We start from the raw sequence: 10,006 nt of genomic DNA on the forward strand, positions 1-10,006 counted from the left end.
TTGCTCTTGCCGTATTCCTTTGATAAATGGCAGAGATGATATCTGCGTTATTAATTCCTGCGGCCTTTTGGGATTATCCAAATTAATACGAACAATATTTTTGTGTGTATGTTCGCGCAAGTGTTCAGGCGTATCCTGTACTAGTTCATGTCCGTTATCCATAATGCATACCGTATCACTTAGCATTTCCGCTTCATCTAAGTAATGAGTTGTCAAAAAAATGGTTGTGCCAAACTCCGTTTTAATTGTTTTAACGACTTCCCACATGGCTTTTCGTGATTCAATATCCATTCCAACAGTTGGTTCGTCCAAAAATAGAATTTTAGGATATGACATCATACTCATGGCAACATCCAAACGCCGCTTTATACCGCCAGAATATGCAGTTACCTTGTGCTTTTCATATTTTTTTAAGCCAAATGTAGCAATGAGAATCTCCATGCGCTTATTAGCTGTCATGCTGTCCAACTTGTAAAGTCGGCTCTGAAACAGCATGTTTTCTCGTAGGGACAAGTGATTGTCAATGGATACCTTTTGAGCAACGCAGGAAATATTGGCTCGAATAGAATTCTGCTCCGTGTGTACATCATGGCCTAGAATCGATACCCGTCCGCTTGTAGGCTTTAAAAACGTAGTCAGGATATTAATTAATGTTGATTTACCAGCCCCGTTTGGCCCTAACAAGGAAAATATCTCTCCCGTTGAAACAGAAAGGCTTAAATTGTCAAGTGCCTTTTTACCGCTTGCATATTGTTTTGATAGATTGGTAACTAAAATTGCTTCCAAATCCATACCTCCTTTTCTCTTTGTTCTAAGCGTACAGTATCGTACAATGCTAGAGTCAATAGGCATAGAAAAAATTATGATAAAAAGAGGAATATTTACTTATTTCTAATTGGAAAACATACTTCTGTAATCAGATTGTCCGGATCGGGCTCAGTTTCAGGGGAAACGTGGTAAATATTAAAGATGGGGCCATCAAGCTCGTAACCGTTTTCTGAAATCCAATTTGCAATTGCTTCGTTTGCTTGGCTGAGTTGAATATACCCGCCCTTGTAAGTCAATGTTGCGGCGGTAATGGCGGGAACACTTTTGGATTTTACGATACCTGTGCTTTTATATTTTCCTACAACGGCGCGCTGGACTTCTACATCAATTTGGTGTTCTACAAATCCTTCATTATGAAAAATTGCAATGTTGTAACTGGGATTAGCAAACTGAAGATTTTGTTTCTCAATTTCCTCCGACAGTTTCTTCCATAAAGCACCCTCCTGATCGTACGCGGAAATTGTACTGCGATAGCTTATCACATTTCTTTCGGGAAGTTCCTTAACCGCGATGCTAAATCTGGAAAGATACCAGCTCTTATCAAGACCCTTTATAGTTGTTTGAAGCAACAGTAGCTGCTTTTGCATTGTCTCAATCTCTTCTTTTTTTTGAGAGGCTTGAAGCCTTAAATACCGTTTTAGGCTATCCTCATTATTGTACTCCGATAAAATATCCTTAATAATAGGCAAACTAAGCCCCATGCTTTTTAATGCTTGTATTCGATTGGCAATAGGAAGCTGTTCTTCACTGTAATAGCGGTAACCTGTAGCTTGGTTAATATGTACAGGAATGAGCAATCCTATTTCATTATAGTGCCGAAGCATAAAAATACTAATCTTTGATAATGCAGAAAAATCTCCGATTTTGAGCATAAAACTAACCTCCTTGAGAGCAAATCCAACTGTATTTATTGTAAACTATAACACCGTGCTAGAGTCAATGGCTTTCCCATTTATTTTATGCAAATATAATTTTATTACAAATACTACACATAATTGTCAGGGGGGACATTCCTGATTTTTTGAAGAATGTCCCTGTACAGAACCTTAGAACATTTGTTCTTGACAGATTATACCTGATATTATATAATAGGCCCAAGAGGTGGGTATAATGCCAAGAGCAGCAAGGAAAAAATCTGAAGAATGCATGTATCATGTGATGTCCAGAAGCATAAGCGAGATAGACCTTTTCCAGTGCGACGAGGATAAGGACTACTATCTTGCACTGCTTAAGCGGTATAAAGACAAATACTGCTGCAAAATATACGCTTATGCCCTTATGGATAATCATGTACATATTTATATAGACCCTTGCGGATATGATATATCGTTATTCATGCGCTGCCTCAACAATGCCTATGTCGCGTACTTCAACAGGAAATACAGCCGCCATGGGCACCTGTATCAGGGCAGGTTCGCGAGCTCGATAGTAGACAGCGACACATACAGCCTGACGCTGTCGGCATATATCCATAACAACGCTAAGGATTTGCCTGAATACGCCGGGAGAGAGGAGCTTTACAGGTATTCATCCTATGGAATATACACAGGCCTGAGGAAAGACCTTGAGGAGATAGTGGACGTAAGCTTTATACTTGCCCACTTTGGCAGGGACAAAAAAGCAGCCCGGGAAAAATACAGGGCTTTTACAGAGTCAATGAGAGATACCGGCATAATGAAGGAAGTGGATGACAGTATTATAAGGGCATACACTGAAAATGTATACAGCAGTGAAAAATGCTATATTGTAAGGGATAGAACTCCTGAGGATATAATGCGAAAGGTGGGTCGATTTCTTGGAGAAAGACTGGAAGAGAGCCTAAGAAGGAAGCACAGCCGGGAAACCAGCAGTAATAGAGCTTTTGTGACTTATATAATGAGGGTGTTGTGCGGGTATACATATAAAAGCATATGCAAGTATATAGGCAATATGTCGGTTGGCGGCGTATCAAGACTATCAAATGAGGGATTTAAGCTGCTTAAAGAGAATATGCGGTATAACAATGCCTTCAATTCATTAATTCAAATGGGATAGGCTTTAAGGTAAAGCTCTGAAGACGGTTTAGATTTCTAAATAGGCCATGCATAGGATGCAGCGGTCTATTTTTGTTGTGCCTAAAACAATCTTAAAACGCTAAGACATTTAAAATATAGTAATCAATCTGCAAAAAAATGTAAAAGCAAGGTACTTTTATTATGTTGAAACAGAAGCGTCCCCTTCAAGGCAAAAATAAGATAGAATAGTGATATGGATTAGATATTTTCATGTGTTGTTTTTTAGTAGATTGGAGGGACTATTAATTTGGTGGATTTAAAAGGTACTTACTTTATGAACTATGAGAAGTATTTTGGCAAAAAGGTAATGGAGTTTTCACAAAGGGAAATGACAGAAGATTGGCTCGACTCTGCTCATGGCGAAATTCATTTAGATGTATTCACTAAGGACGTTGAAGCACCTACCATAGTGTTTTCTCATGGCATGGCTGGTTACGGAAGGTTACTTTGTCCATATGCCTATAGGCTGTTTTCTAATGGCTTTAATGTAATATTGCCTGATCTAATAGGGTACGGTCATAACAAAGGACAAAGGGGACATTGGAAGTGGAGCGACCTTGTTAAAAATCTGATAGATACATCCAATTATGCAGCTAACAAATTTAATGGGGACATTTTTTTAGCTGGAGGGAGTATGGGTGGAGTGATTGCATACCACGCTGTTTGTCATGGCGCACCAGTGAAGGCAGTGGCTTGCTATTGTTTGTTTGATTTTCAAGATATGGAGTTAATTAAGGAATCATCTTCATATGGGCCGTTTACTTCATTAGTTAAGTCAAGTTTAAGATGGATAAGCAAGGTAGCCCCTAATTTTAGTATACCTGCATCAAGTGTATCATCTTATGACAACTTGTCGGATAATGATGAATTTAATAATCTCGTTAAAAAGGATCCGTTAGGTGGAAATAAAATGACATTGACAGCAGCATCTGAGATGACAAGTGTGTTGTTGCCAATATCATTTGAGGAGTTCGATATTGTACCAATCTTGGTTATCCAGCCTGGTGCGGACAAAATGACACCTGCAAAATTCACTAAAAAAGCATATGAAAAACTTGGAACAAAAAACAAGAAGTATTTGGAACTTGAAGGAAGAGGCCACTGGGTTTTGGATGATGAGGGTGTGGATACTATATGCAATGAAATAAATGAATGGTTTTTAAAGGCATAAATATCTTTGAATTATGATAAAGTAGAGTGGATACTACTTAAGGAGCGTCCCCTCTACTTTAAAAGCTTAAGAATTCTCTTATTTTTATTGCGTAGTTTCTGCTGACGGGAATCTCTGCACGGGAATTTTTTAATCGGATTATATACGTCTGATTAAACATGGGGGAAATTTCACGCACAAATTGGACATTTACCAGATATCCTCTGTGGCATCTTAAAAAAAACGGTTCAAGAATTCCTTCAAGCTGTTCTAATGTATAACGGCATTCAAAGCAGCCATCCTCTACAAAAACGTGGGTTTTTTTGTTGGAGGCGCAGCAATAGAGAATTTCCTCCTTATTGATTAGGACAATGGAGTCCGACTTGTTTACCGTAATATAGTTTTTAAAATGATTGCTGACAGGCCGCAAAGGCTTAATATCATCCTTTTTTCTCATGTTAATATTTGCAGATACGCGCAATATAAGCTTGCTCAGTCTTTTAGCCGTGGCAGGCTTCATTATATAATCAAACGCTCCAAGTTCAAAGGCTTTTAATGCAAATTTATCATATTCCGTAAGGAAAACAATATAAATATTCGGTAAAATGCTGGCGGCTTTTTCTGCAAATTCAAGTCCGTTCATTTCGGACATTAAAATGTCAGAAATAAGGACATGGGGATTGAGACCCTGAATCTCGTTCAGTGCCGGAAGAGGGTTTTGATAGCTGCCTATGAGTTTAACGTTATCAAAGCCTTTGAGCACATTTTTGAGGTGCTCTAAGCACAGAGAATCTTGGTCAACAGTTATAAATTTTATCACAATATTTCGCTCCAATATACTGACAATTTATTATGAATTAATTTTATACTTTGCACTTAATTAAGTCAACTAAATAATACCTGTTTCTGAATAATATAGCAGCATGTGCGTGTATATATGTCGAATATCTGAGCTATTTCCTTTTATCTAGGCGGACAGACTGCTCATCTTGAAAAAAATGTGCTTTATCCAAAAATTATAGGAACATTTTTGCTTTGAAGGTATAATGATAAAAAAGAATTAGAAAGGGGGCGACTGGTTTCAAGTGGGGATTTACAGCTTGGAATTGGGTATATATGGCAGAATATCTATCGCCGGGAGTCTATATTGAAGAATTTGATCAGGGAGGCAGGCCAATAGAAGGGGTAAGCACCAGTACAGCCGGATTTGTGGGAATGGCTGAGAGGGGATCGATAAAGGGTGTGCCGGAATTAGTAACAAGCTTTGCTGATTTTAAGAGGAAGTTCGGAGGATATCTTTCTAAGACCGAATATGGTGATTATTCGTATCTTCCTATCTGTGTAGAACAATTTTTTATAAACGGGGGGGCAAGATGCTTTATCATGAGAGCTGCTCCGGCCGACGCAAAGTCCGCATCAAATGCCGGAAGCGACGGAAAGCCTGCCGGTTGCATATCCGTCGCCGCTAAAAACCCCGGAGTGTGGGGCAATAAAATAAGAGTAATAATAAGTGATGCGTCAAAAGCAAAAACACAAATAATTGATATCAAAGAGGATGCCCTGACAGGAAACAGGTACATTGTAAAAAACGCCGTGGGCTTTAATGAAGGAGATGTCGTTTCGTTTAGTGACGGACAGCAAACCATTATTAACAGGGTTAAAAAGGTACAGGATGATTTTATACAGTTCGAAAATAATTTTGACATTGATGTTATCGACCAGAAGCTTCTTCCCTCAAAAACAGTATCAACCTGTGAAATCAATATAGTTATAAAATATGAGGATATAGTCGAAACCTTTGAGAATGTTTCACTAAATGCTGTGGCAGCAAATTTCCTTGAAAAGAGGCTGGCAAAATCGGAGCTTATCGAAGCCGCCTATATACCTGCCGCCGATGCAACGGAAATCGTCAAGCCCTTTGAGCAGATAACGGACGGCACGGCAGACAGTTCAACCATTACTCTTGCGGGAGGCACAAACGGCCAGATTGCAAGTGCGGATGCTTCGGTGTTTATAGGCGTGGACAACGGCCCGGGCACAAGAAGCGGAATACAGGCCTTTCTTGAAAATTCACTGGTAAGCATTATGGCTGTCCCCGGAGTCACAGATCCCAATGTGCAGCTTACGCTTGTGGCACATTGCGAAAATCTCGGCAGCCGGTTTGCGGTGCTTGATATACCCAGAGACAAGAAAAAGGTGGATGAGGTTATTGCGCACAGAAACATATTTGACAGCAATTATGCCGCGCTTTACCATCCATGGATTGAGGTGTTTGATCCTCTTGACAAGAAGAGTACATTCATACCTCCCTCGGTTTCCGTTGCAGGCATATACGCCCGTTCTGACACCAGCAGGGGCGTTCAGAAGGCTCCGGCAAATGAGGTGGTACGCGGCGCCACAGGTCTTGACTGCCTTTACAATAAAGGGGAGCAGGACATTCTTAATCCGCAGGGCGTCAACCTTATCCGTGTATTCCCCGGTCAGGGAATTCGCGTTTGGGGTGCAAGGACATGCTCTTCAGAGACAAACTGGAAATATGTAAACGTAAGAAGGCTGTTCATATTCATTGAAGAGTCTATCAAGGCTAATATAAATTGGGCGGTGTTTGAACCTAATGATGTAATGCTGTGGGCAAGAGTAAAGCGTTCTATAGAGGTATTTCTTATTAACCTGTGGAGAAATGGCGCACTTGCGGGAAGCACTGCGGACGAGGCGCTTTTTGTGGATATAGGCAGGACGACAATGACGCAGGATGATATTGATAACGGAAGGCTTATTTGTGTTATAGGGGTAGCTCCTGTAAAGCCTGCCGAATTTGTAATATTCAGAATTACACAGAAGGTGAATGAATCCCAGGCATAACATGCAAAGGGTTAGAGAAGGTAAGATGCGGCGCAAGTATAGGCTTAAGCTAAAATACAACTGAAAACGGAAAGGGGATGGGCGTATGGCATACCCATATAAAAAGTATAGGTTCCGTCTTGAAATGGACGGTATTGATCAGGCGGGATTTTCAGAAGTGAGCGGATTTGATGCCAATGTTGATGTTGTTGAGTATAGAGAAGGAGACTCTCCCGTGATTACTCCAATGAAAATGCCCGGGCTTGTCAAATACGGAAATGTAACGCTGAAATGGGGAGTTACCGATTCGATGACGTTATATGAATGGATACAAAGCATCAGCGAAGGAACTATTGAAAGAAAGACAGTAACAATTACTGTTTTGGATGATGCGGGAGAAGCAAAAGCGTCATGGCAGTTAATTAACGCATGGCCGTCTAAGTATACTGCTCCCGATTTTAACGCGACGGCATCAGAGGTTGCGCTTGAGAGTCTGGAGCTGGCGCATGAGGGAATGACGCGTACCGCATAGTTTTGCTGATATCCAGTTTTATCCCGGAGCTTGTATTTTTTACGGCCTGCAGATGAAACTGGATAGTTGTATATTTTGATGGAGGATAAATTATGGCATTTGAAACTGAATTTGCATTTGAATTACCGAAAGGGTATGTTGATGAGAGTGGCACGCTTCACAGGCAAGGAATAATGCGGCTGGCTACGGCGGCAGATGAAATACTTCCCATGAGGGACCCGAGAGTCCAGCAGAATCCCGGCTATCTTACTATTATTCTTCTTTCGAGGGTGGTCACAAAGCTGGGAGATCTCAGGGCTATAGACACTAAAGTAATTGAAAAGCTGTTTACTGCCGATCTGATGTTTTTACAGGATATGTACCAGAGAATAAACCAGATGGAGGCACCTTATATAAGTGCGGTGTGCCCTAAATGCGGGCATGGTTTTAATACGGAAATAAATTTTATGGGTCAGGCATAAGGGTTTATCCTGAGGAGCAGATGTATAAGGAGATGGCCTTTATAGCCTATTATTTCCACTGGAGCAGCAATGAGGTTATGGACATGCCTCACAGAGACAGAAGACGGTGGTGCAGTGAGATATCCACCATTAATAAAAAGCTCAACAATGCCCCTAAAAACGTTTTTGAAGGCTTTTAGGAGGCAACCGTTAATGCTTTGGTGGATTTGCTTTGAATGATATGTAAAAAGGGGGGGCGGTGCCAAAATGAGCAGACCTGTTAACGCCAACCGATTTTCGGTGTGGATAGGGCAATTTTCAATGAGCTTTTCGAAAATAAGGAATATTTCAAAGGAAATAGAGGTTGAGGCTTTAAAGGAAGGCGGGGTTAACGATTATGTACATATTTTGCAAAAGTCTTATAGCTCTCCTCATAAGTTGATTTTTGAAAGAGGACTATGTGAATCGTCGATCTTATCAAATCCCACCCCCCTTCTTGTAGGCAAAAGGCTGCCCTTTCCTGGTATAATTAATGTCCATGATGCCAAGGGTGAGGCTGTGGCAAGCTATTCCTTCAGTGACCCCATTATTCTTAAATGGGAGCTTGGGGATCTCGATGCAATGCAAAACAGCATACTTATAGAGACGCTCGAGATAGCACACTCGGGTATATGGGCAAGTACAGGGGAGGACTTAAAGAAAACAGCCTTATAGACGGGTATGTTTTTTAATGTGCCAAGGCTTGCAAAGAAGGGGATAAAATGATTTCAGTTCTTGATATGAGAAGCATAAAAAAGAATATGGGAATTATAGACCCGGGCTTTGGGATAAAGATATTTTCTTTATATGCTTTTACGCAAGGGGATTTTTGGGGCGGAGCAGAGCTGGCCTTTTTAGAGCTTTCTCAGGCGGGGCGTGAATATCGGGTGGAGAAAAGCTCTGAAAATGTGCGCAATGAGTATAGTGATATCATATGCAATATAAATATTTTGCTCCATGTGCTTATGTCAGGTCCAAGGAATCCCGGACAGGCTGTTAAGCTCATAAATGCTTTTACTGCTCCTGCAAGCCTGTTGAAAAGAGAAGCATCTATTGAAAAGGCCATACAGGAGGGTGTGAAGAGAATAATTGCGGGCAGGGAAACAATGCCTGCGCATCAAGCCTATATCAACGATATGGCACGAATACAAAATACCGACAACAGGTACCGGAACAGAATGGGGACGCTTCTTCATTTGATAACACCACAGGGGGATGTTGCTGCCAACAAATCAGGCTTTGTAAAGCGCATTTTAAGTAAGCTGGTAACCCTTGACGCTTACCCCAAAACCAGCGGAGCAAAACTTCGGATGCGTTCCTCTGCTGCAATAGTGCAGCGAAGGAACGCAGGTAAAGCAGAGGAGCAGAGGTACAGCGCGCTTCCACATAAGAAGGAAACCGCGGCTTTAACGGGTACGGTAGATCTGACAGATACCATGACTCTGACGAGTGACGCAGCTTACCCGGAAGTTCGAGGACATTCATATACTCAGGAATTGTCGGGTAAGTATTGGACATTTGCACAGCATGACGAAATGCTTTTAAGGCGGCATAACGCAGGTGAAGCATGGGAAGTGTACCAAGCTGGGCACGATGCCGGACACATACGAAAGGCAGAGGCGGCTTTGGTTGTTTTTAAGGAGCGTACCCGATTTGTGGGGGACTGTACTAGCTTTGGGGCACGCTCCGGAGTCGGAACGCCACGGGGGGCGTTCCCTACAAATAGAATGGGGACGCTCCTTCATTTGATAACACCCCAGGGTGAGGTTGCTGCCAACAAATCAGGCTTTGTGAAGGGCATTTTAAGTAAGTTGGTAACCCTTGACGCTTATAAAAAAATCGGCGGAGTGAGTCTGGGGATGTGTTACTCTGCTGCAATAGCGCAGCGAAAGAACGCAGGTAAAGCAGAGGAGGAGAGGTACAGCGCGCTTCCACATAGGAAGGAAACCGCGGCTTTAACGGGTACGGTAGATCTGACAGATACCATGGCTCTGACGAGTGACGTAGCTTATCCGGAAGTTCGAGGACATTCATATACTCACGAATTGTCGGGTAAGTATTGGACATTTGCACAGCATGACGAAATGCTTTTAAGGCGGCATAATGCAGGTGAAGCATGGGA

General features: G+C 41.7%; 11 protein-coding genes. 8 read left to right on the forward strand and 3 right to left on the reverse strand.

The window, feature by feature from the left end; all coding sequences use genetic code 11:
- A partial coding sequence (locus DFR58_RS17275) for an ABC transporter ATP-binding protein (protein ID WP_147273205.1) occupies positions 1-786 on the reverse strand: 786 nt, incomplete at its 3' end.
- 95 nt (positions 787-881) lie between these two features.
- Positions 882-1,700 carry a MerR family transcriptional regulator gene (locus DFR58_RS17280; RefSeq protein ID WP_114299110.1) on the reverse strand — a complete coding sequence of 273 codons (819 nt, stop codon included), beginning with the start codon at positions 1,698-1,700 and terminating at the stop codon, positions 882-884.
- Between the two features lie 238 nt (positions 1,701-1,938).
- On the opposite strand from DFR58_RS17280, the gene DFR58_RS17285 reads away from it, so the two are divergent.
- Complete coding sequence (locus tag DFR58_RS17285) at positions 1,939-2,862, forward strand: transposase (RefSeq protein WP_114299111.1); 924 nt, start codon at positions 1,939-1,941, stop codon at positions 2,860-2,862.
- Positions 2,863-3,132: 270 nt separating this feature from the next.
- Entirely contained in the window at positions 3,133-4,053 is a 921-nt protein-coding gene (locus DFR58_RS17290) for an alpha/beta fold hydrolase (RefSeq protein ID WP_242987711.1), read from the forward strand.
- A gap of 58 nt (positions 4,054-4,111) precedes the next feature.
- Here DFR58_RS17290 and DFR58_RS17295 read toward each other — a convergent pair whose 3' ends face one another.
- Positions 4,112-4,852, reverse strand: a complete 741-nt coding sequence (locus DFR58_RS17295; RefSeq protein ID WP_147273201.1) for a LytR/AlgR family response regulator transcription factor — start codon at positions 4,850-4,852, stop codon at positions 4,112-4,114.
- Positions 4,853-5,148: 296 nt separating this feature from the next.
- Between DFR58_RS17295 and DFR58_RS17300 the strand changes: the two genes are divergently transcribed.
- The 6 genes from DFR58_RS17300 to DFR58_RS21950 all read left to right on the forward strand — a co-directional run.
- Positions 5,149-6,894: a phage tail sheath family protein gene (locus tag DFR58_RS17300; protein ID WP_114299114.1), complete on the forward strand. Its 1,746-nt coding sequence runs from the start codon at positions 5,149-5,151 to the stop codon at positions 6,892-6,894.
- An 85-nt stretch (positions 6,895-6,979) separates the two neighbouring features.
- Positions 6,980-7,405 (forward strand): phage tail protein, encoded by a 426-nt coding sequence (locus tag DFR58_RS17305; protein WP_114299115.1) that lies wholly within the window; start codon positions 6,980-6,982, stop codon positions 7,403-7,405.
- Positions 7,406-7,497: 92 nt separating this feature from the next.
- Positions 7,498-7,866, forward strand: coding sequence for a phage tail assembly protein (locus tag DFR58_RS17310; protein WP_114299116.1), 369 nt, complete (start codon positions 7,498-7,500; stop codon positions 7,864-7,866).
- A gap of 20 nt (positions 7,867-7,886) precedes the next feature.
- A complete protein-coding gene (locus DFR58_RS17315) occupies positions 7,887-8,045 on the forward strand; it encodes a DUF6760 family protein (RefSeq protein ID WP_207659270.1) in 159 nt (52 codons plus the stop codon).
- Positions 8,046-8,112: 67 nt separating this feature from the next.
- The gene (locus DFR58_RS17320; protein WP_114299118.1) at positions 8,113-8,559 is read left to right on the forward strand and encodes a phage tail protein; all 447 of its coding nucleotides are present in this window, start codon (positions 8,113-8,115) and stop codon (positions 8,557-8,559) included.
- A gap of 47 nt (positions 8,560-8,606) precedes the next feature.
- The coding region (locus DFR58_RS21950) for a hypothetical protein (RefSeq protein ID WP_170138205.1) at positions 8,607-10,006 on the forward strand (1,400 nt) is incomplete at its 3' end.

The organism is Anaerobacterium chartisolvens (assembly GCF_003337415.1).
GTDB lineage: Bacteria > Bacillota > Clostridia > Acetivibrionales > DSM-27016 > Anaerobacterium > Anaerobacterium chartisolvens.

Bases quoted from the DNA above. Each gene is read 5' to 3' on its own strand.
- DFR58_RS17280 (WP_114299110.1), bottom strand. From the start codon at position 1,700: ATGCTCAAAATCGGAGATTTTTCTGCATTATCAAAGATTAGTATTTTT.
- DFR58_RS17285 (WP_114299111.1), top strand. From the start codon at position 1,939: ATGCCAAGAGCAGCAAGGAAAAAATCTGAAGAATGCATGTATCATGTG.
- DFR58_RS17300 (WP_114299114.1), top strand. From the start codon at position 5,149: ATGGCAGAATATCTATCGCCGGGAGTCTATATTGAAGAATTTGATCAG.
- DFR58_RS17305 (WP_114299115.1), top strand. From the start codon at position 6,980: ATGGCATACCCATATAAAAAGTATAGGTTCCGTCTTGAAATGGACGGT.
- DFR58_RS17310 (WP_114299116.1), top strand. From the start codon at position 7,498: ATGGCATTTGAAACTGAATTTGCATTTGAATTACCGAAAGGGTATGTT.
- DFR58_RS17315 (WP_207659270.1), top strand. From the start codon at position 7,887: ATGTATAAGGAGATGGCCTTTATAGCCTATTATTTCCACTGGAGCAGC.
- DFR58_RS17320 (WP_114299118.1), top strand. From the start codon at position 8,113: ATGAGCAGACCTGTTAACGCCAACCGATTTTCGGTGTGGATAGGGCAA.